The sequence below is a fragment of the Bacillus sp. FSL R7-0672 genome (genome assembly GCF_038601465.1).
GTDB classification, from domain to species: domain Bacteria; phylum Bacillota; class Bacilli; order Bacillales; family Bacillaceae; genus Bacillus; species Bacillus pumilus.
On sequence record NZ_CP152010.1, the window covers coordinates 3383582 to 3407787 of the forward strand.

Here is a 24206-nt window from a genome sequence, read left to right on the forward strand (position 1 = left end):
CGTTTCTTCGCCTCCCCTTATTTTAATAGAACGCTTACAAATATCACCCTTGCTGCATCACGTCAATGACTTCTTCCCAGCTGGCTGGTTTTTCCCCATTAAACCGTTCAACGAATTGAAAATCTGCTAATCTCTCTAGCTTCTGTTGTGCTGCCCGGCACATGCTCGCATCAATATGAGCTGAATCCAGCATTTCAATAGAGCCAAGTAGTTCGACCGCTCGTCTTTTTGCATGTAATGCACTTCCTGTCACAAGACGATTCATCGTCTCTTCAAAACTTTTGCTGTCCAGCGTTTCGCTTAGTGAAGAAATCACTTGATCTTCGACATTATATTTTTTAGAAATTTCCAAAAATTCAATGAGTAAACCGACAATCCCTTTCATATAAATGCTTCTTATTAACTTTAAGGCTGAGGCATCTCCTGGCTGATCACTGATTTTTGTAATATTCATACCGTATTCTTTCGTTAATTCAATGAATCGATCTGTTCCACTGCCGCTAGCAGTGATTGGAACCTTGTGTTTGTTAACTGGAAGAGATCCTAGCATGGCAACATCTACAAATAGAGCTTCTTGCTTTTCAATTTCGTTTGCCACTTGTTTTTTGATATCTGGAGTTGATGCCGACACATCCACATATACTTGATTTTTTTTCAAACTATCTAATACGGATTGAGCCACTTCTAAGGTTTTATTCGCTGGCACAGCCGCAATAACAATATCAGATTTTCCAATGACTTCACTCACATTACTTGTTAATTCGACGCCTGTGCGGGCTGCTTTTTCTTTCATTGTTCCAGCGAGTTTCTCATTCTGTAATAGTACATCATACGCATAAAAATGATCTAAACCTTCTGTTTTCAATCCCGTTGACAGCTCATATGCAGCTTCTCCATAACCAATAAAGCCTATCTTCATCACAGATTCCCCTATCCCTGGAATTTTTTCATTCTGCCCTCTAGCCATGCAGGCGCTAAGAGACTGATATCCTGCTTTCCTTCGCTCATATAATGTTGAATGGTCTTTAATCTGTGGTTTTCATACGCTAGTTTCTCTTCAGCTAGTGACAGCATCTCTTCTGCTTTCTCTTTCGGGACAATCACTACTCCATCATCATCTGCAACGACCAAGTCACCTGGTGATACTTTGACCCCTCCACACGAGATGATTTCATTCAATTCACCAGGACCATCCTTAAAAGGTCCATTCGGCGTGAACCCCTTACTGTAGATCGGAAAAGCTAATTCCTCTAAAGCGACTTTATCGCGGACAAGACCGTCGATCACGATTCCTTCTATTCCAACAGCTTTTGCTGAACTAGCCATCAATTCTCCTAAATATGCGTGACCCCTATGATCTTTCCCATCAACGATGAGTACATCGCCTACTTGTGCAGAATAAATCGCTTGGTGAAGAAACAGATTATCTCCTGGCCGTAAGCTCACGGTAAAAGCTGTGCCGACTACATTCATGCCTCTCGCAACTGGTTTGATTTGATGATCCATCGCGCCGGTGCATCCCATCACGTCTGACAGCAAGGTCGAGTTAAGCTTTCTTGCCCTAGCTATAAGATCATTTGACACGAAATGAACAGTACTCATTGTTTCCATCATCCCCTTTGAGTTATATTCATTACATTTAATTCATTTAAAGTAATATACATTACTTTTGTGATATGATCATACCATCTCATTTTTAATTAGTAAAGCGCTTTCAAAAAATAAAAAATGAGTCCCCACACGACTATTGTGTTGTGTGATAACTCATTTTCGTTAACATATGATTGATTTGATCTAAACGTGGTTTTGTTCTTTCAGGATCATTCATCGCTAATGCACTTAAGATGAAATCGACGATAAAGATAGCAGATACGACAGAGTTATGAGAGCCTACACTTGCTGAGGAACACGGTAATACATATTGTGCATATTTAGTTAGTGGAGAGCTGTAGCTGTCTGTAATTAAAAGGACTTCCACCCCATAAGACTTTGCTGCTTCCATCAAATCCTTCATACGCTTTGCATAACGCGGATAGCTGACCGCTATAATGAAATCACTCGAGTTGAAATGAACCAAATCATCCACCCAGTCACTTTGATCTGCATCAATATACTGGCAATTCCCCAATAGCCGATTGATTCCTAACGACATGTATTCGCCAACAGGTCTTCCACTTCGGACACTTGTACACAAAACGTGGCGCGCATTGGCTATTTTCCCAACAATTTGCTGAAAGGTTTCTTCCGTGATATTGTCCAATGCGTACTGGATATTTTGAAATTGCAATTCTACATGGTTATGCAGGAGCTTACTCTTATTTGAATGCTTGAGATTCGCCTCAAGTCTTGTTTGAGGGTCAGCTTTATGCTTCATCGCTGATTGAAGCTCTTTTTGAAACTCAGAAAAACCAGAATACCCCACAGCAGCAGAGAATCGCATGATGGTTGCTGTACTCGTCCCGACTTTTGACGCTAATTTATCGACAGTTAAAAACGCAACCTCCATTGGATGTTGTACGATATAATCTGCAATTCTCCTCTGTGCATCAGTTAAAAACGCGACCTTATGCTGAAGCTTATGTATTAAATCCTCCATTTTAGCACCTGCCCATCCTATCGGCTTTATCTACGTTCAGATTGTTTTCTTTCTATATTGTACACATTTGTCCAAAATAAAAAAACAGCCAGCACGAATCTATCGCGCTGACTGTTTTAGCCGAGATGCTATTTTATAGTGCTTGAGCTGCTGTGATAAGTGCAAGGTTGTAAACGTCTTCGGCATTACAGCCTCTTGAAAGGTCGTTTACTGGCTGGTTTAAGCCTTGCAAGATTGGACCTACAGCTTCAAAGTTACCTAAGCGCTGTGCAATTTTGTAGCCGATGTTTCCAGCTTCTAGGCTAGGGAAAACAAATACGCTAGCATCGCCTTTAATGACGGAATCTGGTGCTTTTTTCGCTGCTACTGAAGGAACGAAAGCTGCATCGAATTGGAATTCCCCATCAAGTACAAGCTCAGGTGCCTTTTCTTTTGCAATACGAACTGCTTCAGATACTTTTTCTGTTTCGTCTGATTTTGCTGAGCCTTTTGTAGAGAAGCTAAGCATTGCCACACGTGGTTCGATGTCGAACATTTTGGCTGTGTTAGCACTTTCGATCGCAATTTCAGCTAGATCTTGGCTATCTGGTGCAATGTTGATTGCACAATCAGCAAACACATATTGCTCTTCGCCACGAGCCATGATGAAGACGCCAGATGTTTTCTTTACGCCTTCTTTTGTTTTAATGATTTGAAGTGCTGGGCGTACTGTGTCAGCAGTTGAGTGTGCTGCACCGCTCACAAGTCCGTCTGCAAGACCTTTGTACACAAGCATCGTACCGAAGTAGTTTTCATCTAGTAATGCTTTTCTTGCTTGCTCTTCTGTTGCTTTGCCTTTACGTCTTTCTACGAAAGCTTGTACAAGCTCTTCAAAACCTTCATATGTATGAGGATCATACACGTCAACACCATCAAGTGTAAGACCTAATTCTTTTGCTTTTGCTTCAACTTCTTGTGTTTTACCTACAACAATTGGCTGCAAGACTTTGCCATCTGCTAGTTTTTGAACGGCTGTTAGAATGCGTTCGTCCATTCCCTCAGGAAAAACGATCTTTACTCCTTTACCTGCAACCTTTTCCTGAACTGTTGAAAAAATATCTGCCACTTATATACCCTCCTTGATTTTACAAAAAAAGCGTTCTCTTTTAAGCATACTCTTCTTCTCCATAAATTCAAACTACCAACTTACATTATAGCGCTTACAAATTAAATTCTTATTTTTCAAACTAATTTAATCAATTTCCATAAAAGCTGACTTCGTCGTTCAAGTTTTGATCACATCTTCATTTGGACAAACTATGTTATAGTTGGAACAGATGGAAAACTGTAAATAGGAGTGAAATAAATGAGCGAACAACATACAACCAATGAAGCAGCTCAAACACTAGACGGCTGGTATGCACTGCATGATTTTAGAACCTTTGACTGGACAGCTTGGAAGCTGCTGACAAGTGATGAGCGCCAAGCGATTCTTCATGAGTTCACAGGTCTATTAGAAAAATGGAAAACAGCTGAGCACGATAAGGCTGGAAGCCAAACAATCTATAGTATTGTCGGCCAAAAAGCAGATATTATGCTCATGATTTTGCGTCCAACCATGGAAGAACTGGGTGAAATTGAACTTGAATTCAACAAGACACGACTAGCAGAGTTTACGATCCCAGCTTATTCGTACGTTTCAGTTGTTGAACTTAGCAACTACTTAGCAGGAGGCGGAGATGGCGGAGATCCTTACGAGAACCCACATGTACGTGCGCGTCTATACCCAGAGCTCCCTTCTTCTCAATACGTATGCTTCTATCCAATGGATAAAAGACGTTCCGGCAACGACAACTGGTACATGCTCTCTATGGATGAGCGTAAATCACTCATGAGAAGCCACGGCTTAATTGGCCGCAGTTATGCTGGGAAAGTAAAGCAGATCATTACAGGCTCCGTCGGTTTTGATGATTATGAGTGGGGCGTCACTCTTTTCTCTGACGATGTGCTTCAATTCAAAAAATTGGTTTATGAAATGCGCTTTGATGAAGTCAGTGCACGCTACGGCGAATTTGGTTCTTTCTTTGTCGGAAACCGATTAGCAAACGAGCAGCTGGCGTCTTATTTTCATGTATGATAAACTCTTAAGGCTTCGGATCTTTCCGAAGCCTTTTTATATATTTTTTTAGAAGGGTGATCACATCATGAAAAACTTCCCCATCGCTATTTTTGCTTTAACGCTCGGTGCGTTTTCAATTGGTATAACTGAATTTGTCATTATGGGACTTTTACCAAACGTTGCTAACGACCTTCATGTATCTATCTCTGCTTCAGGGCAGCTGATTACTGGATATGCACTTGGTGTGGCAGTTGGCGGACCTATTTTAACGTTATCGACTGGGAAAATGTCGAGGAAACGTCTTCTCATTCTATTAATGATCCTGTTCGTGGCGGGAAATGCTGTCGCTGCTATATCAACCTCTTATGGTCTATTAATGGCTGCACGTATTTTGACATCATTTGCTCACGGGACCTTCTTTGGTGTCGGAGCGATCATGGCGGCACGGCTTGTGCCTAAGGAGAAAAATATGCATTTTGGTCAAAAATACATACTGGTGAACTGATCAGCGCCACCGAAATTGACATCTTGCAAATTTGAGCGATAAAATTTTCATATATTCTTTAAATAAGTACATTAATAATTTGTTGGAAAAATTCTTTCCTATGCTATGATGAACTAAACATAAATTTGGATAGAAGATTTAGCTTTTGGAATGGAAAAGATGCCCTAGGTGCAACAGTAATCATGCCTGATCAAGATTGAAGAAGAAGGGAACGTTTGAGGTCATGCTGCATTGGCATGTTGAGATTAAAAAGTATATTTAATGAGGTGTTGATGTTATGAAAAAGTTTGTTTTTATAATCTTATTTTCTATTTTTTTCTTATTTTCTTGTTTTTCTATATATAACCGGTTAGCTAATGGAGATATGATGTCTCGAGAGGAATTGTTGAGAGATACTATTTTTGAACTTGTAAAAGAAGATTATTCTGAGAAGGATATTATTGACATTGATATAAAATATAACTTTATTAAGGGAGGTTCTATTCCTTATGAAGCTTATGTGAAGATAAAAGATAAAGAGGATGTTTTTATTTATAGTTGGGTTGATAAAGAAAGAACAGCAGTTGAAAAAGTAGGAATTACATCCGAATGAGTTAACTCATTCGGATGTTTTTTAATTTATTCTACCAATTGTTTTGAGGCCGTTAAAGTCACCGTTTCTTAAAAACATATATGGTTGAATTATTTCAGGGACGTCAAAAACGGTCACTGATACATATGGACCACCAGCTACATACCAATCTTTAAATTTAACGTTTGCACCCTTATAATAGGCTTGCCACACTAATTTCGAACAATATGTTGACCTAAAATGGTATGGACCGCTTGAAATAAAATATTTTATTTTTTTATATTTTCCTTTTATAAAGTTCTTGTCAGCCCATATTGCTGCTTGTTTTGCTTTACTTGCATTTTTGTATCGTACAATCTTTGTTTTTGGGAATCTTGATTTCCAAGATTTCAGACTTATCTTTCTTGGATGATATCCTGGTCCTGCAATGTGAATAACACTTTTTCCATCATTCGCAACTATACCTGTATGGCCTACAAGTTTTGCTACTGGTCCAACTGGAGTTACTAAGATATCACCAGATTTGACCTTAGGAGCAGCTGCCTCTGTTTTTGGCGAAAAGATAAAAGTTGTAGCGATAATTGTTATTAATGTTGCTGTTATTAACTTACGAAGTTGCATTTTATACTATCCTTTCTGTTTTCAATTTTTCACCTGTATTACTAATATAGGTTTATTTTTCTAATTTTATATTATTTTTGATGGAAAAACTACGAAAATAGCCTAAAATTTATGTAATTTTAAGGTTAAACTAAGGAATAAGAAACAGGTAATCACATTTCTATAATATGAGGTCTCAATAATGGTTATTAGACTATCCAAAACTTCTACTGACCTAATGTTGAACCCTTATAGAGATGTATCAAGAGATTACCCTTTTCTATAGTAAACATCTAAAAAAAATGAATAAACTTTTAGAAGAAAAGTATGGATTGAAACTATGTTCTATCGAAACATAAAACCCCCCATTCTCATATAGATGTGGGGGTTCATTTGAATAGCAACAGACATATATACTTATGAAGTCAGAAAGAAAATTCACAGGATTGGCTTTGTATGTGAGCATTTGGGATATGTTGTGCAACCATAAAACGAACGGCCAGAATGCCTATTTTTTTTACGGGCCATTTGAGCTCCACAAACACACTTGATCGGCTTTGCCTTTACTTTCTGTTTGAATTCACCAGCTGTCATGCTTACTGATAAATTGAGTGCTGTCATTAGTTCAATGAGTTTGTATCTATCTAAAAGCTTAACATCATTACTTTCAGCCAGTTCTCGTGCATCTTTTGTATAAAAGTTGTTCGTGATCACCCAGGACTCTTCAGCCTTATAGTGATTTTTAGCGGCCACTATTTCCTGAATCGCTTTTATACCGACCTTAGCTTTTTGACGCTTTGCTTGCACTACGATCTTTGTGCCTGATTTTTTTATGATGAGATCAGCCTCAAAATCCTTCCTTTCAGGTGTCACCTGAACCTTATAATCATTGGCCCTAAACATATATGCGAGGTATTGCTCAAACTGAAAACCGTCCATATGGTCAATATCCTTAATGCTTGACTTTACGAATTTGCTCTTGTTTTTGTTTTTTGAAAGAAAGCTTGCAACAAGATAACAAAAACCTATCATTACGATTACGGCAAATACAATAAACAAAACATTCCAGGTGTTAGGTAGTTTCAATAAGATATTTCTCCTCACCAAAATTGACTCCTCCTATTGTAAAGAAAGAAAAAAACCTCCTAAATAGGAGGCTGTCTTTGCTCAGAAAATTCCACTCTTTTATTTTCAAAGCTTGACTTTAGTTTCATTTTTACAGTATCCATTTAGTAATTTGGTCGTTTCCTTTGGCGTGGCTTTTTTCTCCCCCAATTTCTCCAAATTTTTCTTAAACAAAAACTATAAGCCTTAGAATTTTCAAGAATAGGTTTCCCGCACTGTTTACCAGTTGCTATTACTTCTCGTTCAAATTTATTGTCTTAATGTTGTTCTTAATGTCAGTACAAGTTTTATTGATAAAAAGCCTCAATTCCATGTAAAAGTCTTATTTCGTCATTTTGCATGCTTCAACTTCCAACAGCAATAACTCTAGATATACTGTTGCATGCATTTTAGTAAGAAGATAATCATCCGGCATCATTTGAATTTATGTTCTTCCCAGCTACGTTGAAATTAACTTGTTGTCTTTACGTTCAATGTAACCACGTTTGATTAGTAGCTCAATGATAGAATCGCGCGTTGCCACCGTACCGATTCCTTCAGCACGTTTCCATGTTTTCTTCTCTTCATCATCTAATAGCCCCTTTATATTCAATTTTTGGTGCAGCTGCATACGCCGTATTTTTCTTGAAAAGATTGAATAAAAATGACAGTTCAAATTCATTACTTTCAATCTGTTCTTCAAAAACTAATTCTTAAAATTTTTTTCAACATGATTAATCAATTTTTCTTTCCCATCCATTTCTAAACAGCCCTCATTATTAATCCCAAATGTTTCTATCCTCTTGGCTGTATAATTAGTGGTTGGGTTATCATTTGTGGAAAGCATTAAAGAAGCTATAACAATTAAACTTAAAACAATCAATAAACGCCTTAATAATAATTTCTTATACATATCCTCACCCTTTTTAATAAAAAAAGAGTATTCCTTTTTAAGAAATACTCTTTTTTCTTGCTATTTATTTAGTTCATCTCATGGCACGTCAAGTTAGAATGAATGCCGTAATAAAAGACTGTAGATGCTACAATTAAATATGGAAACCAACTTAAAATACATTATATGGTACAAGAAATGTAACTTCCATATTTATTCGTATTATCTCTTTTTATAATGTTGGTTTTTGGCATGTACCAACAACCTTGGATTTCCTATCATAAATAGAAAACCTCAGTCACGAATTGGATCACAAGTGGATTTTAAGCTTCTCCCCACTAACTAGATTAGTCGTATAGTTAACTTGGTTGGTGATCTTCGACCAAGCACCACGCATAATTTTTTTAAAAAGAACATTTTAATAACAATTACAGTTTAACTTGCTCTCTATAACTAACTGATCTTGACCTACCAACCTTAACCAGTTCACTATTTCTATTCTTGCGTTTAGCAAGAACTTTGCCTTCTATTGTTCTTACTGTTCTTATATCATAATAAATTTCATGCAATCTTAAGACTTGATTATTATGGACATTTTGAACAAATAAACTTGATTTCAGAACATAAATCTCTTTATTAAAGGTCTTAATCGTCACTGTATTAGCAAGATCAACAAATTCAAATCTTACCATTTTTTCTTCTGACATTTTTTGCACCTGTCTCATATGTAATGTTGCACCACCGTTTATAAATTTTCTGTTAAATCCTCTGTCTTTATTCCTAATGTTTGCGCGATTTTCATCATCACAGCAAGAGAGGATTTATTATAGTCACCATTCTCAATCTTAGAGATGGTTGCTTGTGAAACCCCGGATACTGCTGCCAACTGAAACTGGGTCCACCCTTTTTCTTTTCTCTTTTCTTTAACGATGTTCTTTATTGTTTTCAACTCCTTAAGGTATTTTTCAAAACTTTTATTCCTTCAGGAATATTCATCAGAAATTAAAATATCTCACCTTTTTCTGCTATTATTAAATTAATAACAAACATTGGTGCGTGGATCTTATGAACGAATTACAAAATGAAATAGGAAGAAGAATTCTCAAACGCAGGCAAGCATTAAAGATATCATCTACTGAATTCTCTCGCCTTTCAGGAGTCTCCCAATCCTCTATAAGTAAAATTGAAATGGGGACTTCCTCACCCAAACATCGAGACACTGATTAAAATTTGCAATGCTTTAAATATTTTATGAAGTTCTGCCTAAATCTCTCTTCCCTGAAATTGATGATAGTGCTCAGATTAATGAAAAGCTTATGCATGTACTTAATAAATGTCAGGTGGCGAAATAGAGTTTATTCAATCATTTTTATCAACTACTGTTCTTTCACATATGAACAATATTGCCCCCTCATACAATCCTTCAACGAATTAAGTGATAAGGAACGTGACTTATTGAGGGCATTTTTAAATTCGATTACGAATATTACTTTACAAGATGATAAAACAAAAAGGGAGGGTTAATTTTATACCCCCCCTTTATTTAAGTTTCTCCTTTATCGTCTTCAACTGTTTTTTTATTGTTTCGACCGATTTAAACAAATGTTCCGCGATCTGCACTCTTGTTAACCCTTTTTCTTTTAATTTATAAACCTCTCTTTCGGCCGGAGTTAATATGCTAGCTTTTCTCTCCATACGCAGTTCATTAATCAACAGGCTTGAAACATCAGCATTTAATGTAACCTTATCTATAAAAGCTTCTCTAATAAATTTTGGGATATCTTTGTACGATGACTTGTTAATGTAATTCATGGCCCCTTGATCAAATGACTCTAGAATGATTGCAGGCTCTTCCCAGGAAGTAAGCATGATGATCTTCTGGAAACCTCTTTCAACCAACTCTTTTGATAAATCTAAACCGCCTAATTCCTCATCTTCAGATAAAGTTAAATCCATAAGTATAATATCAATTTCATGATTCTCCAGCTGCAAGGCTTCACTTTTTGTGAAAGCTTTTTTTACAACAACCATATCTTTTTCTTTCGAAATTAAGTCGCTAATACCCTTCATCCACACTGGATCATCCTCAACAATCATTACCTTGATCCTATTATCCATAGCTTTCACCAACAATTTCTTTTTTCGAACTTGATTTTAAGTTGCTAACTCTGTTTCTAGGAATAGTTAAGGTTATAGTTGTTCCCTCTCCTAGTTGGCTATTTACTTTTATGCTGCCGTTATGTTTTGTCATGACGTTATAACAATATGTTAAGCCAAGACCAAAATTTCCAACCTTCTTTTTTGTAGAGAAAAACGGGTCTAACATTTTGGCCTGCATTTCTTTATTAACGCCCTTTCCATTATCAGCGACATCAATATGTAATTTACGACGCACCTGGTAGACTCTAATCTTTATCTGTTTATTATCCTTCATTGCTTCCATCGCGTTTTCCATTAAATTTAATAACGTTTCTTGCAAGTGAATAGGATCTGCATAGATATTCGCATCCACTTCAAATAATTTCTTTAATTGTACAGTGCTGATCTGTGGCTGAAGTAGTTCAACACTTGAATTAACAAGGTCTATAATATTAAATTCTGTTTCCTTTAATTCCATAATATCTAGTTTACTTTGAATACGGCTCGACAACTCAAACAAGTGAGTGGCTGATTTAAGAATCATATCAACTGATTCCTGGTTTTCCCCAAATTTTGACTCTTTGAGGTCATTTGCAAGAAGATCTATTTTTGCTACTTCATTTTTTATTGAATGATTTAATAAGGCAGTACCAGATGTTACTGCCTTCATGGTTAAGTCTCTTCTTTGTTTTTCAAACTTTATTTGTACTCCCAGGAAGCCATATTTGATTATAAAATAAACAAATAATACAAAAGCAATAGCTATTACCCAAGGGTTTAGCATCCACACACCAAATATTCCAAAGGCTTCTAAAATTATATTGGTGAATACCGCGAATAAGAGTGTTGGTACAATAACTAGACAAGTATAAATTTTTTGTCTTTTGCTTGTTATACTCTTATCTGTATATGCTGCATAAACCATCAATCCTAAAGAAATAAAGACGTATGGTACGACCCATAATGAAAGAACTACATGATGTGTTTGCCATAGAGGGAATTCCGTAAAGTAAATTTGCATAATGATTACGGGTATGAACAAAATTATTTTCCAAATGAAACTTTGCTTTTTACTTTTGATTATTTCTGAAAACACAAGGCCGAAAATCATGATTGCATATGCTGTTCCATAGTGTCCAATAGATGATGTAATGTAATGGATTAGCTGTAGATGGCTAGATGAACCATCCAAGTAATACGACAAAATTACACTTAAACCACCAAAACCACCAAAAAATCCAATAAAGCTACCCCATCTTGTTTTTTCATTTTCAGGATAAGTAAGAAACAAAACTAAACTCATGGCCCACAACAATGCAGTTAGGATGAACATCATTTTATTTCCTTAGCCTACTTTCAATAAATTGAAGTGTGTCAGCTGCTATTCTATTTCTAGATAGAACAATTCCAGCATGCCCACAACTGTATACGTGCCTTTTAGGTTGATTCCAGCTATTCCACAGAGTATCAGCATCGTTTATGTCGATATACATGTCATATTTTCCTGATATTAAGAGTACATTTTCTTTGTCTACGAGAAGTTTTGCTTTACTAGGGTTGATAATATCCCAAGCTTTGTCGAGTTCTTCATACGTTGTCCCATGTTCCTCCAGATCTCTTCGTATATACTTCCCAGGAAGAGTGTTCCAGATGGAATGCGCAATATTATTCGCATAAAAAGCTGATACAACAATATTCACGTCTTTCTCGACTGTTGCTAATAAGTTTGTTAGCCACCCTCCTAAACTAATACCAACTACGATTATTTCCCCACCTTCATTTTCCTTGATCCATTTAATCAGCCCTCTAAGTTCAACAATAGCTTGCTGGGAGGATTGCACTGTTCGACTTATATTGGCGCTAATCATGTGTTCACCAGAATATGTTGAATTTTGCGGTTCCCTATCGAAATGATAAGGCAACGTGTAGTAATACATATTCCAATCATAACTTTTAACGATCTTATCGTGATAAATCTTCTTGATTCTGTCGTATGAATCCATGCGCCATCCATGTACGAAGATTACATTGGGCTTGTATTTTGACTCTTTTCGTAAAAACACTTCCCCAGAAACCTTGTCATTCTTATCTACACCAGATTTGATGCTTGAATTAAAAGAAAATATTCCACTTTTTAAGTTTGTTGTATGGTTATCGATGTGAAATTCTAAATCAATTGGCTGAGTACTAAAAAAACGACCCCTATTACCTACGTCAATAGGCAGGTTATTATAGTGACTTTCTTTGCTTCTTGTTCTGTGCATATCCATTAATGCTGCGTAATCTATTACTTTTAAAAGCTTCAAAAGAATTAACTCCTTTAAACCCAAATTATTACTATACGAATATTTTAGCATAAAAAGGTTATTTTTTTGGAAACAAATTAAATAAATAAATTGATAAATGAAAGCTTATTAGTAAGCCAATAATGTGTAATTAACAAGATAGATTAAAGTAACCATTAATATAAAAATACACAATAAAAAGACAAAAAATATAAGGGAAATCATAAAAGACCTTGTCGATGCATATATATCAATAGGTTGAGAGACTTTAAAGATTAATATAAATCCACATCAACAAACTCACATCAGCCATAATACCTTATTAACAATTCACATTTTTATAAATACATTTAGTCTGTTTAAGATATCTTGAAATACAGAATTTTATTTTCTATATATGCCCTCAGCCATTCTGCCTTTAATATAGGAAATGCCGGCGGTGCAGCGCTTGGCGGTCTTGCTATCGAAAACACATTTACAGCTTGTTTCGTTATTTGCTGCAGCTGTGACATTTATTGGTCTTATCATTACGATTATGAGCTATCAGTCAGATAAACGAATAAAAAGGACCTGAGACAGGTCCTTTCAGCGTGTAGACAAACCCTCGCATTCGTTGTCAGTCCTGCGCTCCAAAGCTCACGAATGTCAAATTCGCTCCGCTCCGGCGCTCGCCCTTCCTAGACTTCAAAGGTTTTCTATCACGCTGAGCTGAAAAGAAGACACAGGGCTAAAATAAAGATCATTTTAGCCCTGTGTCAACAATCTGAAACTTTTTATTTCACCACGGTCACTTCTGGCTCTTCTATTGGTTTCACACGTTCCTGAATGGGATGAGAAAAAGAGTGCCCTGATAAGACGATATGAGATACTGTTTTGGTAAACCCAGACACTGCCTGAATAAAGGCTTCAATTTCTTCAAGGGAAGCGACAGACAGCTTAATGAAAAAGCATGACTGCCCTGCCACTCGATAAGCAAAAAAAGCGCGTGGATGCTGATTCATAAAAGCCACAAAACGTTGATACTCCCCGTTTAGCACTGTGACTTCCAGCAGGCAGTCAATCATAAGCCCTAATTTTTTATAGTTAACCTGAACCGAATACCCTTCGATAATCCCTGCATCTTCTAATTTACGCACTCTTTCTGCTACCGCAGGTGCGGATAAATTGACCCGCTTGGACAATTCCCTCATAGATAAGCGGGCATCTTCTTTCAATTCATTTAAAATATGCACATCAACACCGGTGATTTTCATTCGTACCTCTCCTATCCAAAAATCGTTCCATTTGAAAAGTATTTTATGATAATACTTATGATGCGAAATGTAAAATAAAACTAAATAATGGTAGAATTTATTTTAACGGAATTGAATGAAAAAGCAAGTTTGGAGGGATCACCTGATGAAAGAATCTTTAGACAGCCAGGCTTCTAAAACATTTCCCATCACACTTGCCATTGCGCTCACACTTGGCGTCTTTGCGGCGGGATCGGAAGAACTGGTGATTTCACCACTGCTGCCTGATTTATCAAACTCTTTTCAGCACTCTCTTGATATTCTCGCCCTTTCCATCAGCATTTATGGGTTAGCTGTGCTGGTTGGAGCCCCGCTGCTTGTTCCTTTAGGGGACCGGTATTCAAGGGAGCTATGCCTGATTATCGGGCTTTCTTTCTTTTTGATTGGCACCGTAATGTGTGCGGCTGCCCCGAATCTGGCCGTATTTTTTGCAGGCCGTGCTATTTCTGGGCTGGCGACCGGTGTATTTGTGCCAACAGCCTATGCGCTTGTGGGTGACCGGGTTCCTTATGAATATCGAGGCAAAGTGATGGGGCTCATTGTGTCGAGTTGGTCTCTTTCTCTTGTCCTTGGTGTACCAATTGGCGCCTTCATCGGGCAGAGTTTAAACTGGCGATGGACCTTTTGGATTTTCGCCATCATGAGTCTCATTGTCCTGCTGCTCGTCATCCTTGAATCTCGTAAACAAACCGCCACAGCGAATACAGGAACACCTCAAGCTAGGGAGAAAGCTGGCTCTTTATGGGGAGCTTTGAAAATTGATCGTGTCCCCGCCTATTTGACCGTGACATTTTGTAATATGCTTGGATTTTATGGCATGTACTCGTTTTTAGGAGCGTATCTACAAAGTTTGTTTTCTGGAGGGCAATCGACGGCAGGACTTCTGATCATGGCTTACGGTGTCGGTTTTTCCATGAGTGTATTTACAGGGAAATTAGCAGACTGGTTTGGCAAAACTCGTTCTCTTTTCTTTGTGCTGGGCGGCATTACGCTCGTTCTCGCCTTACTTCCTTATGCTCCTTTCTCATGGACATTGCTGATTTTTGCCCTATTTATTTGGGGTGCCATGCAAAGTTTATCTGTCACGCTTTTGAGCACTGTTCTAAGTGACTGCTCCCAAACCCACCGAGGCAAAGTGATGGCTTTTTACAGCCTTGCGTCCAATCTTGCCGTTATGCTTGGTTCCGCTCTTATGGGACCTGTCTATGTCCATTTCGGCTATCATACGGTAGGGCTTGTATGTGCTCTCGTTACGCTTGTTGGTTTTCTTATTAGCTTCGTCAGCTATAAACGTGAACGAACCTTACAGCAGAAACATAAAAACACATTTGAAACGTAAGTTCAATTCACTGCACATCTAGGTATGTGCAGTTTTTTAGATCAATTTTTAATATCATCATAAAATACATTTTTTATAAATTTTGTTGACAATTGCCAATTTTATTTTTTATAATCTAGTAAAAATTTGAAAAAGATTGGATGGTAAACATGATCTTAAAGAATGATGTTTTTCATTTCAAAGAAGAGCCCATCGTTTCACCTAAGATGTTTACAGTCAATACACTAGGCCCTAAGGGGACAAGCAGTGAATACGCAGCAAAACACTTCATCTCTCATTCCACCACTACTCTCGGCACTCATACGAAACTATCCCTTTATGACACATTCGAAACTTGCATTGAACATACTCTCTCTCACGCACTCCAATACACTCTCGTTCCACACGCATACGAAGGAATCAAACACTTCTACATGAGACCTGACCTGCAGCTCTTACAAATTTTCAGATGTGACACACCCATGTATGGCTTGGCTGTCAGACCAGATTTTCCATTTCAAGAACAAATGCTCCACCATTTAAAAATTGTCTCTCACCCTGCACCTGTCAATTTGATTCAATATTTCATTCACCAAAATGCTGAATTTGAGCTAGTCAATTCGACAAGTACTGCCGCACAAAAAGTAAGAGACGGCGAATTTGATTTCGCTTTAACCAATGAGGTAGCCAGAGCCACATATGGCCTCACCTTCGTTCGAACGTTTAAAAGCATTCCTATGAGCTGGTCCATATTCGGAAAAGGAGAGATATAATATGCAAACTGAACAAAAAACGCAAGAACGATATTTTCCACAAGCCAAAAAAATAGAATGGGAGAATGGTGTCACACAATATTCCACGGTCAGAGGTGATACGGAAGTGCTCATCTCATACATCCCTCCTCACACGATCATTAAACCTCACGAGCATCCCGAAGCACAAATCGGCATCGTATTAAAAGGCGAGCTTCAAATGACAGTTGGCCCATCGACCCAATTGCTTACCCCTTTAGAATCAGCGTATATCGCACCACCTTTTGTCCCTCACGGCGCTTCTAACCTGACAGATGAAGAAGTGATTGCTATTGATATTAAGAGATTAAAAGATGGCGAAGAATACACGGCGCCTCCTACTTATTTCTTAGACATTTTCAAAACACGAGATTTACTTCCTGGCATGGAAGTGACCTTTTTTGTTGAGGATTGGATGGAGCTCATGATAGCCAACATTCCTGGAAATGGCGGAGAAATGCCTTTTCACAAACACCGGAATGAACAAATCGGCATTTGCATTAGCGGAGGTTATGATATGACGATTGAAGGCTTTACAGAGAAAATGGAATTTGGTACTACCTACTTTTGTGACCCTAGGGAAGACCACGGTGCGATAAATCCAAAGCCGGAAGCATCAAAGTCTATTAATCTCTTCTTCCCTCCCCGCTATAATCGGTTGAAGCCAAAAACGTCTAAGGTGAAGAAATGAACCTCGACGGAAAAGTCGTCCTGATTACAGGAGGTGCATCGGGAATTGGGCTTGCCGCAGTCAAGCTTTTCCTTGAGCACGGAGCAAAAGTTGCAGTGGCTGACATCAATGAAAAAAGCGGCAAACAGCTCGTCGAATCATTGGCGCACGAGCATGTTGCGTTTTTCAAAACAGATATTACGAATGAGTCTGACTGTCAAAAAACCGTTCAGTCTGTGCTGACCCAGTTTGGGACAATCGATGTGCTGATTAACAATGCAGGCATTGAAATTGTCTCTCCCGTTCACGAGATGACGCTGGAGGATTGGAATCACATTGTACAGGTCAACCTGACGGGTGTATTTCTCATGAGTAAGCATGCTTTGCCGCATATGCTTGAAAAGAAAAGCGGAAGTATTATCAATACCGGATCTGTCGGGGGTCTTGTCGGCTGGCCTGACATCCCTGCCTATAACGCAACAAAGGGCGGTGTCATCCAGCTCACCAAATCGATGGCGGTCGACTATGCCGCCCATCAAATCAGAGTGAACTGTATCGCCCCAGGCATTATTGATACACCATTAAATGAAAAATCCTTTTCAGACAATCATTCAGAAAGCCTTGAGGTTGTTAAAAAGGAAAAAGCAAAGGTGAACCCATTACTTCGTCTCGGAAAACCCGAAGAAATTGCGAGCGTCATGCTGTTTCTCGCCTCTGATCTATCCAGCTATATGACTGGAAGTGTTGTCACAGCAGATGGCGGTTACACCGCTAGATAAAAAGGAGTGCTTTCATTGAGTAAAAAAACCGTACTTGTCATTGCTGATCTAGGAGGATGCCCGCCCCATATGTTTTACGAAAGCGTGGCTGCATCGTATCATATCGTTTCTTATATCCTGAGACCTTTTGCTATTACAAAGGGACACGCTGAGCTAATCGAAAAATACTCTATTGCGGTCATCAAAGATCGAGATTATTTTGACAAAAACCCTTCTTTTGAACACCCAGATTCGATTTACTGGGCACATGATGATTATCTAAAATCCGAGGAAGAGGTGGTGGACGACCTAGTTCGCGTCGCTTCCTTTTTCAAAGCGGATGCGATCACCACCAATAATGAATTATTCATTGCACCAATGGCAAAAGCCGCTGAGCGACTTGGGCTGCGCGGCGCTGGGGTAAAGGCAGCTGAATTAGCGCGTGATAAAAGCCAAATGAGGGCTGCATTCAACGCAGCTGGGGTCAAAGCAGTAAAAACTCAGCCTGTCACGACTTTAGCTGATTTTCAGCAAGCCATTGAACATATTGGTACACCGCTTATTTTAAAGCCTACATATTTAGCAAGCTCCATTGGCGTGACCCTTTTTCATGACCGATCCGGCAGTGATGATCTCTTTTTAAACGTACAATCCTATTTGCAAACCATTCCCGTTCCAAACGCTGTGACGTATGAAGCACCGTTTGTCGCTGAAACGTACTTAGAGGGGGCTTACGAGGATTGGTATCAAGACGACGGCTATTCTGATTATGTCAGTGTAGAAGGATTAGTTGTTGAGGGTGAATATATCCCTTTTGTCATTCATGATAAGACCCCTCAAATCGGCTTTACAGAAACGGCTCATATCACTCCGTCGATCCTAGACAATGAAGCCCAGCAAATCATCATTGAGGCAGCGAGGAAAGCAAATGAAGGATTAGGTCTTGAAAACTGTGCCACTCATACAGAAATCAAGCTTATGAAACATCGAGAAACCGGACTGATCGAATCAGCAGCTAGATTTGCTGGCTGGAATATGATTCCGAATATCAAAAAGGTCTTTGGGGTGGATATGGCTAAGTTGCTGATTGATGTATTAGTCGATGGAAAAAAAGCTAATTTGCCAAAAGAACTACTTTCTGGACATACGCATTATGTAGCTGACTGTCATTTATACCCTCAGCATTTCAAAGAGAGCGGACACATTCCGCCTGAGGCCACACACATCACCATTGATCATGTGCATATTCCGCAGGACACTTTAGTTGGAGATACTGTCATCATCAGCGAATCTGTCCCACCTAAAGGAACCTTTGTAGATCTATCTTTATTTGAAGCATTTAATGGCATCGTGTCTCTTGAATTAAAAGGGTCGTCTTCTCAGGATGTTGCCGCCTCCATCCGTAACATTCAAAAGCAGGCAGCCATTCAGTTAATGGATGAATTAGTGAAGGGATAAGAAAGAGAGGATGTCGTGGTGAAGATCTTACCATCTAACATGATTGAACGGCTGCCAGAACAAAAATTTGGAACCGTATTTGAGAAAATTGCGCATAAAACACAACACGGAGCGAACATTGTGAACCTTGGTCAGGGAAATCCTGATCTTCCTACTCCGGCGCACATTGTGAATGCCCTTCAAGAGGCAGCAGGCTCTTTGCAATTTCAGCAATATGCACCTTTTAGAGGCTTTGACTTTTTCAAGCAAGCCATTGCAGATTTCTACAGAAAGGAATTCGGCATTGAGGTTGACCGGAAGAAGGAAATTGCCCTTTTCAATGGAGGAAAAACAGGGCTTTATGTGATGAGTCAGTGCCTGCTTGATCCAGGGAATATTGCCCTCGTCCCCGATCCGGGATACCCAGAATATCATTCAGGTATCTTGATGGCGGACGCAAAGCCACATTGCATCCAGCTTGAAAAGAAAAATGGCTATTTGCCGAATTTCTCTTCAATTGATCCAGACGTGTTAAAAAAGGCAAAGGTGCTTTTCTTAAATTATCCGAATAACCCAACTGGTGCTGTGGCGAATGAAGCTTTTTTTGAAGAGGCTGCAGAATTTGCGTCCGCTCACGATCTGCATGTGATTCATGATTTTGCTTATGGTTCCTTTCATTATGAGCAAAAACCAGTGAGCTTTCTAAAGGCTCCTCTTGGGAAAAACGTAGGAGTGGAATTATATTCTTTATCCAAAACATTCAATATGGCAGGATGGAGAGTCGCTTTTGCTGTAGGCAATGAGGACATCATTCATGCCATTAACGCCTTCCAGGATCATGTGTTTGTCAGTATGTATGGTGGATTTCAACATGCCGCCACCGTCGCTTTACAAAGTGATGACTGTCATATTCAATCATTGAAAGAAGTCTACATTGAACGAATGGCTTTCTTCATCCGTCAAGCGGAGAAGCAGCTTGGCTGGACCATTGAACGTCCAGCCGGCGCCTTTTATTTGTGGGCACCGATTCCTGATGATTTCGAGGATTCTCATGCATTTGCCGACTATTTACTCGAGCATGCAAATGTCGTCGTGACGCCTGGGGGTGTGTTTGGAACACATGGAAGACATCATGTCCGCATCTCAATGGTGGCGCCAATTGAACAGCTTGCCCTTTTTATCGATCGGCTGCATATACTGCCGATTCGTTTTCAACAAAAAACCCGCATATAGCGGGTTTTTCATATTTATATACTTTTCATCGAACCACCATCGACAGATATTTGCTGTCCGGTGACATAGGAGGCTTCCTCTGATGCGATAAATGCCGCCAATGAAGCCATTTCACTCGCTGAACCTACTCTTTGCATCGGGATCCCTGACGCAACAGCCTGTACAGCTTCTTCCCGTGATAATGACTGCTCACGCATCATGTTTTCGATAAACTGTTCATATCGATCTGTAGCAATAAATCCTGGGTTTAAACAATTCACTGTGATCCCTGAAGGCGCAAGCTGTGTGGCTGCATTTTTACTAGCATTGATAATCGCTGCATTCATCATACTGTTCGTAAACATTTGATCACCAGGTTCCTTCCAAAGGTTCCCGACAATTTGAATGATCCGGCCATATTCATGTCTTTTCATCATCGCTGCCGCACGTTTCATCATATCAATGTACGCTAGGGCTTTCTGAGAAAATGCTGCCAGCATCTGCTCACTTTCACATGAATTAAAAGTATCTGGCTTCCCTCCTGGAATGTTATTAATCAACACATCCAGTCTGCCAAACTCTTGATCTATTGCCGCAAAGGCCTCAGCTCGCACTCCTTCATGCGACATATCACCACAGAAAAGAGACACCGGCTCCTTTGTTTCTGCCATACGCTCAATATGCTGCCGCGCATCTTCTAGTAAGGATTGATTTCTAGAATTGATGATGACCTTTACATGGTCCTGGGCGGCAAGCTTTATGGCGATTGCCTTTCCAATCCCTGTACTTGCCCCTGTTACAAATGCAATTCTTTTAGACAAACTCATCCACATCCCTTTTCTGCTTAACTTAGAAAAATACATAAAATGACACTTATAGAATGTATTTCAACAAAAAAAGACCTTTCTCCTGCGAAAGGCCTTTGTTCTTTATTTAAATGTCGTTTCCCAATCAAATCCGATTGTCTCGTCATTCCAAGCGATTCTCTTTTCATCTGGGTTTTTCGGGTCATAGGATTCTGTCGTGAAATAGACAATTTGCAGCGGCGTCTCGCCTAGTACCCGGTAGCCATGTGCGACACCCTTTGGGATGAGGAGGAGCATTGGATTGTCTTCCCCCATATAATACACATCGGTTTGACCCTTTGTAGGAGAGTCCTCACGCAAATCGTATAAAACGACCTGAGCATGACCTGCTGGGAAAAACCAAACATCATCTTGCTTTTCATGATAATGAAAGGCTTTGATCACACCTGGAAAGCTTTTCGACCACGATGCCTGCCCAAAACGTTGCAGCATGGGCTCATCATCTCGAATGAGCTCTGCAAAAAAGCCGCGATCATCACAATGTTTCATGAGTTTTTTCGTTTGTACACCATCAATCATGCTGATGCCATCTCCCTTCTTTCTGCAAAAATTCGTGAAGCGCATCCTTCCAATGTCTCGGCTTCCAGCCTGTGGCTTCAATCGCTTGAAGGTCTAACACAGAATAGGCTGGACGAGGTGTTTGGAAGCCGTACTCTTCTGTGGAAATTGGCTCAATGGTCGTAGACAGGCCGCTTTTTGTCACAATTTCTGACGCAAAGTCAAACCAGGAACAGCTTTCTCGGTTACTGACATGATAAATTCCTGCCTGTTGATCAAATAAATGAATGATGGCCTCTGCGACATCCTTTGTATAAGTAGGTGAGCCTATTTGGTCATTCACGATGCGCAAATGATCCTTTGTTTCTGCGAGCCGAAGGATGGTATTCACAAAATTATGTCCCTCATGTCCGTATAGCCACGATGTACGGATGATTTTCACTTCGTCTGATACAAGATGAATCAATTCCTCACCAAGCTTTTTACTTTTTCCATAAATGGTGTGAGGATCTGGCTGTGCATCGACTTGGTAAGGCGTGTCTGCTTGCCCGTCAAACACATAATCTGTACTGACATGTAACACATCAGCCCCTACGTTCTTTGCCTCCAGCGCTGTATAGTAGGCGCCAATGCCATTAACAAGATACGCCTTTTCCGTTTCTGTTTCACACTGATCTACTGAGGTATATGCTGCTGCACTGACAACAATATTAGGACGAAAGTGTCTCATCGCATGTCTGACTGCTTGCTGATCTGCGATATTGAGCATGCTCCTCGTTAAGGAAATGACGGTGATGTCTTTCTCCTTAAGCTGTCTGCTCAATTCCTTCCCTAGTTGCCCGCCTGCACCGGTGATTAAAACTTTCATCGGTCACCCTTCTTCGCTCTGATCATATTTGGCACGATACCAATTGATCGTTTTTTCAATACCTGCTTCAAATGACGTCTCCTGCGTCCAGCCAAGCTCCCGTTTTAGCTTACTGGCGTCAATCGCATACCGTCTGTCATGTCCTTTACGGTCTTCAACAAACGCAATACGGTCATGACTGATCCCGAGCTGCGTCAGAATGGTTTTGGTCAAATCTAGATTCGTTTTCTCGTTGCCACCGCCGATATTGTACACCTGCCCAGCTGTTCCGTTTTCAAGGACCTGCTTTACAGCTCTCGCATGATCCTCTACATACAGCCAATCGCGAATCTGCTGGCCATCTCCATAAATCGGGATTTTTTCTCCATTGATTGCTTTTCTAATAATCGTCGGTATTAATTTCTCTTCATGCTGATGCGGTCCGTAGTTGTTGCTGCATCGTGTGATCATTGCGGGTAATTGGTGAGTGTGGATATAAGATTTTACAAGCAGGTCTGAGCTTGCCTTGCTTGCTGAATAAGGATTATTCGGTGAAAGTGGTGTTTGTTCTGTGAAAGCCGGATCATTCAGTTCCAAATCTCCATATACTTCGTCTGTTGAAATATGAATAAGTTTTTTCGCCTTGCCCTTTAAGACTGCCTCCAGCATACGATAGGTACCGAGGACATTGGTTTGAATAAAGGGCTCTGCCGATTCAATACTGCGATCAACATGGGATTCCGCTGCAAAATGAATGATAGCATCATAGACTTCATCAAACGCTTGATCCAGCTCAAGTTGAAGGGTGATATCCCCTTGAATAAAACGAAAATGAGACAGTTTTAATAATTCATCCATCTCCTCTGGATGACTAGCATATGTTAACTTGTCAAAAACAGTGAGCCGGACATCTGTCTCCTGAAGCAGCAGCTTCACAAAATTCAGTCCAATAAATCCCGCTCCGCCTGTAATGAAATAAGACTTCGTCATTCGTATCCCTCTTTTTTCTTCATCGTTTCAAACATTTTCGTCGATGCTTGGTGGAGAGATTCATGTGTTCCTGCATCAATCCACCACCCTTTTAACATATCATAGGTCAGCTGGCTATTTGAGATATAGAGATTGTTTACATCTGTAATCTCTAATTCGCCTCGATCTGACGGCGAGATTTTCTCAATATATTGAAAGACTTCTTGATCATAAAAATAGATGCCCGTGACGCAGTAGGATGAACGCGGATACTCCGGTTTTTCCTCAATTGATACAATTCGGTGGTGGGTGGCATCAATTTCTGCAATGCCAAACCGCTTTGGATCTGCCACTTCTTTCAACAGAACCTTCGCACCACTTTCTTGCTGCTGAAAGGCTTCAACAAAAGGGGTTAGCGAATCCTCAAATACATTATCACCAAGCATGAGCACAAACTTTTCCCCTTCTACAAAGGGCTTTGCGTAGGATAAGCCGTCTGAAATTCCAGAAGCTTCTGGCTGGACCTGATACACGATGTTCATCCCCAGTTCCTGATCGCCTTCAAGCAGCTTTTGAAACAGCGGGATTTGTTCTGCTTGTGATATGACCATTACTTCTAAAATTCCCGCTTCTTTCAATTTGAACAATGAACAATAAATCATCGGATATGGGCCAACCGGCAATAAATGCTTATTGAAAATCTTTGTTAAAGGTGCCAGTCGTGATCCCTTTCCTCCTGCTAAAATAACTCCCTTCAC

The 24206-nt window shown here is 39.6% G+C and carries 28 protein-coding genes and 1 pseudogene; 10 read left to right on the top strand and 19 right to left on the bottom strand.

Features of this window, described 5'->3' with window-relative positions; translation table 11 throughout:
- Window positions 1–43: 43 nt before the first annotated feature.
- The 4 genes from MKY18_RS17235 to pta form a co-directional block, all read right to left on the bottom strand.
- Window positions 44–919, bottom strand: coding sequence for a prephenate dehydrogenase/arogenate dehydrogenase family protein (locus tag MKY18_RS17235; RefSeq protein ID WP_340913380.1), 876 nt, complete (start codon window positions 917–919; stop codon window positions 44–46).
- 11 nt (window positions 920–930) lie between these two features.
- Window positions 931–1602 carry an RraA family protein gene (locus tag MKY18_RS17240; protein WP_113767831.1) on the bottom strand — a complete coding sequence of 224 codons (672 nt, stop codon included), beginning with the start codon at window positions 1600–1602 and terminating at the stop codon, window positions 931–933.
- Between the two features lie 142 nt (window positions 1603–1744).
- The gene (locus tag MKY18_RS17245) at window positions 1745–2596 is read right to left on the bottom strand and encodes a MurR/RpiR family transcriptional regulator (protein ID WP_113767832.1); all 852 of its coding nucleotides are present in this window, start codon (window positions 2594–2596) and stop codon (window positions 1745–1747) included.
- Window positions 2597–2729: 133 nt separating this feature from the next.
- The gene (gene pta / locus MKY18_RS17250; RefSeq protein ID WP_003215086.1) at window positions 2730–3701 is read right to left on the bottom strand and encodes a phosphate acetyltransferase; all 972 of its coding nucleotides are present in this window, start codon (window positions 3699–3701) and stop codon (window positions 2730–2732) included.
- A gap of 240 nt (window positions 3702–3941) precedes the next feature.
- Between pta and hemQ the strand changes: the two genes are divergently transcribed.
- The 3 genes and pseudogenes from hemQ (at window position 3942) to MKY18_RS17265 (ending at window position 5791) form a co-directional block, all read left to right on the top strand.
- Window positions 3942–4712, top strand: coding sequence for a hydrogen peroxide-dependent heme synthase (gene hemQ / locus MKY18_RS17255; RefSeq protein ID WP_003215092.1), 771 nt, complete (start codon window positions 3942–3944; stop codon window positions 4710–4712).
- 67 nt (window positions 4713–4779) lie between these two features.
- A pseudogene (locus tag MKY18_RS17260) lies at window positions 4780–5163 on the top strand (MFS transporter); the annotation flags it as partial.
- Between the two features lie 313 nt (window positions 5164–5476).
- Window positions 5477–5791 carry a hypothetical protein gene (locus MKY18_RS17265; RefSeq protein WP_268453526.1) on the top strand — a complete coding sequence of 105 codons (315 nt, stop codon included), beginning with the start codon at window positions 5477–5479 and terminating at the stop codon, window positions 5789–5791.
- Window positions 5792–5812: 21 nt separating this feature from the next.
- Here MKY18_RS17265 and MKY18_RS17270 read toward each other — a convergent pair whose 3' ends face one another.
- The 9 genes from MKY18_RS17270 to MKY18_RS17310 form a co-directional block, all read right to left on the bottom strand.
- A complete protein-coding gene (locus MKY18_RS17270) occupies window positions 5813–6391 on the bottom strand; it encodes a YiiX/YebB-like N1pC/P60 family cysteine hydrolase (RefSeq protein ID WP_268453525.1) in 579 nt (192 codons plus the stop codon).
- A gap of 417 nt (window positions 6392–6808) precedes the next feature.
- Window positions 6809–7456 carry a restriction endonuclease gene (locus MKY18_RS17275; RefSeq protein WP_268453523.1) on the bottom strand — a complete coding sequence of 216 codons (648 nt, stop codon included), beginning with the start codon at window positions 7454–7456 and terminating at the stop codon, window positions 6809–6811.
- A gap of 478 nt (window positions 7457–7934) precedes the next feature.
- A complete protein-coding gene (locus MKY18_RS17280; protein ID WP_268453521.1) occupies window positions 7935–8105 on the bottom strand; it encodes a hypothetical protein in 171 nt (56 codons plus the stop codon).
- Between the two features lie 75 nt (window positions 8106–8180).
- Complete coding sequence (locus MKY18_RS17285) at window positions 8181–8387, bottom strand: hypothetical protein (RefSeq protein ID WP_268453520.1); 207 nt, start codon at window positions 8385–8387, stop codon at window positions 8181–8183.
- A gap of 407 nt (window positions 8388–8794) precedes the next feature.
- Entirely contained in the window at window positions 8795–9073 is a 279-nt protein-coding gene (locus MKY18_RS17290) for a hypothetical protein (RefSeq protein WP_226804342.1), read from the bottom strand.
- Between the two features lie 38 nt (window positions 9074–9111).
- On the bottom strand, window positions 9112–9315 hold the full coding sequence (locus tag MKY18_RS17295) for a helix-turn-helix transcriptional regulator (RefSeq protein ID WP_226804344.1): 204 nt from the start codon (window positions 9313–9315) through the stop codon (window positions 9112–9114).
- Window positions 9316–9905: 590 nt separating this feature from the next.
- The gene (locus MKY18_RS17300) at window positions 9906–10463 is read right to left on the bottom strand and encodes a response regulator transcription factor (protein ID WP_229200331.1); all 558 of its coding nucleotides are present in this window, start codon (window positions 10461–10463) and stop codon (window positions 9906–9908) included.
- 13 nt (window positions 10464–10476) lie between these two features.
- Window positions 10477–11838 carry a HAMP domain-containing sensor histidine kinase gene (locus MKY18_RS17305; protein ID WP_268453518.1) on the bottom strand — a complete coding sequence of 454 codons (1362 nt, stop codon included), beginning with the start codon at window positions 11836–11838 and terminating at the stop codon, window positions 10477–10479.
- Between the two features lie 4 nt (window positions 11839–11842).
- A complete protein-coding gene (locus tag MKY18_RS17310; RefSeq protein WP_226804352.1) occupies window positions 11843–12811 on the bottom strand; it encodes an alpha/beta hydrolase family protein in 969 nt (322 codons plus the stop codon).
- 418 nt (window positions 12812–13229) lie between these two features.
- Here MKY18_RS17310 and MKY18_RS17315 point away from each other — a divergent pair, with 418 nt between their 5' ends.
- Window positions 13230–13364: a hypothetical protein gene (locus MKY18_RS17315; protein WP_260406807.1), complete on the top strand. Its 135-nt coding sequence runs from the start codon at window positions 13230–13232 to the stop codon at window positions 13362–13364.
- Between the two features lie 199 nt (window positions 13365–13563).
- Here MKY18_RS17315 and MKY18_RS17320 read toward each other — a convergent pair whose 3' ends face one another.
- Window positions 13564–14043: an Lrp/AsnC family transcriptional regulator gene (locus tag MKY18_RS17320; RefSeq protein ID WP_185107670.1), complete on the bottom strand. Its 480-nt coding sequence runs from the start codon at window positions 14041–14043 to the stop codon at window positions 13564–13566.
- A 145-nt stretch (window positions 14044–14188) separates the two neighbouring features.
- On the opposite strand from MKY18_RS17320, the gene MKY18_RS17325 reads away from it, so the two are divergent.
- The 6 genes from MKY18_RS17325 to MKY18_RS17350 all read left to right on the top strand — a co-directional run bounded on the left by MKY18_RS17325 (window position 14189) and on the right by MKY18_RS17350 (window position 20289).
- Window positions 14189–15421 carry an MFS transporter gene (locus tag MKY18_RS17325; RefSeq protein ID WP_050944482.1) on the top strand — a complete coding sequence of 411 codons (1233 nt, stop codon included), beginning with the start codon at window positions 14189–14191 and terminating at the stop codon, window positions 15419–15421.
- 149 nt (window positions 15422–15570) lie between these two features.
- Window positions 15571–16173: a hypothetical protein gene (locus MKY18_RS17330; protein ID WP_003215386.1), complete on the top strand. Its 603-nt coding sequence runs from the start codon at window positions 15571–15573 to the stop codon at window positions 16171–16173.
- 1 nt (window position 16174) lies between these two features.
- Window positions 16175–16882, top strand: a complete 708-nt coding sequence (locus tag MKY18_RS17335; protein ID WP_065097815.1) for a cupin domain-containing protein — start codon at window positions 16175–16177, stop codon at window positions 16880–16882.
- Window positions 16879–17640: a glucose 1-dehydrogenase gene (locus MKY18_RS17340; RefSeq protein WP_050944484.1), complete on the top strand. Its 762-nt coding sequence runs from the start codon at window positions 16879–16881 to the stop codon at window positions 17638–17640. The genes MKY18_RS17335 and MKY18_RS17340 overlap by 4 nt, the downstream gene beginning before the upstream one ends.
- Before the next feature lie 15 nt (window positions 17641–17655).
- A complete protein-coding gene (locus tag MKY18_RS17345) occupies window positions 17656–19077 on the top strand; it encodes an ATP-grasp domain-containing protein (protein WP_065097814.1) in 1422 nt (473 codons plus the stop codon).
- An 18-nt stretch (window positions 19078–19095) separates the two neighbouring features.
- On the top strand, window positions 19096–20289 hold the full coding sequence (locus tag MKY18_RS17350) for an aminotransferase class I/II-fold pyridoxal phosphate-dependent enzyme (protein ID WP_065098078.1): 1194 nt from the start codon (window positions 19096–19098) through the stop codon (window positions 20287–20289).
- A 14-nt stretch (window positions 20290–20303) separates the two neighbouring features.
- On the opposite strand, the gene MKY18_RS17355 is transcribed toward MKY18_RS17350, so the two are convergent.
- From MKY18_RS17355 to MKY18_RS17375, 5 genes are all read right to left on the bottom strand, one after another.
- On the bottom strand, window positions 20304–21095 hold the full coding sequence (locus MKY18_RS17355) for an SDR family oxidoreductase (protein WP_269199666.1): 792 nt from the start codon (window positions 21093–21095) through the stop codon (window positions 20304–20306).
- A gap of 102 nt (window positions 21096–21197) precedes the next feature.
- A complete protein-coding gene (locus tag MKY18_RS17360; RefSeq protein ID WP_003215275.1) occupies window positions 21198–21653 on the bottom strand; it encodes a dTDP-4-dehydrorhamnose 3,5-epimerase family protein in 456 nt (151 codons plus the stop codon).
- Window positions 21646–22500, bottom strand: coding sequence for a dTDP-4-dehydrorhamnose reductase (gene rfbD / locus MKY18_RS17365; protein ID WP_113767836.1), 855 nt, complete (start codon window positions 22498–22500; stop codon window positions 21646–21648). Before rfbD ends, MKY18_RS17360 begins: the two co-directional genes overlap by 8 nt.
- Window positions 22501–22503: 3 nt before the next feature.
- Complete coding sequence (gene rfbB, locus MKY18_RS17370) at window positions 22504–23469, bottom strand: dTDP-glucose 4,6-dehydratase (RefSeq protein ID WP_342497602.1); 966 nt, start codon at window positions 23467–23469, stop codon at window positions 22504–22506.
- Window positions 23466–24206, bottom strand: a complete 741-nt coding sequence (locus MKY18_RS17375) for a sugar phosphate nucleotidyltransferase (protein ID WP_113767837.1) — start codon at window positions 24204–24206, stop codon at window positions 23466–23468. The genes rfbB and MKY18_RS17375 overlap by 4 nt, the downstream gene beginning before the upstream one ends.